This is a genomic window from Bacillus cereus group sp. BfR-BA-01355, from assembly GCF_022663675.1.
GTDB lineage: Bacteria > Bacillota > Bacilli > Bacillales > Bacillaceae_G > Bacillus_A > Bacillus_A thuringiensis_S.
Window position 1 is genome coordinate 1 of the sequence record NZ_JAKUFY010000324.1, and the last position, 399, is coordinate 399.

Genomic DNA, 399 nt, shown 5'->3' on the forward strand with positions numbered 1-399 from the left:
CAACCGATTCAGGAAGCTTACGACTGGGTAAGTACACAAATCGGTGAAATGGTCACTTGGCTTGGTACACAATGGGAAATTGCAAAAGCTATGGCACAAATTGCTTGGGGACTATTTAAGCAATATATTATTCAACCAGTTCTAGACACTTGGAACTTAGTAAAAGAAAAGTTCAGTGATTTAGTTTCTTGGCTAAATTCACAATGGGAGACAGTTAAATCATATACATCAGCAGCATGGGGTTTATTTAAACAATATATTATAAAACCTGTACAAGATACTTGGAATTTAGTAAAAGAAAAGTTAAATGATTTATCCAATTGGATGTTAGGAATTTGGGCGAAAATAAAAGGGTATACACTTGAAGCATGGAAGATGGTTTACACATACATCGTTGAA

Annotated in this window: 1 pseudogene; it reads left to right on the plus strand. The window is 34.6% G+C overall.

Features of this window, described 5'->3' with window-relative positions:
* Positions 1-399 (plus strand): annotated as a pseudogene (locus MR167_RS31870) (phage tail tape measure protein); the annotation flags it as partial.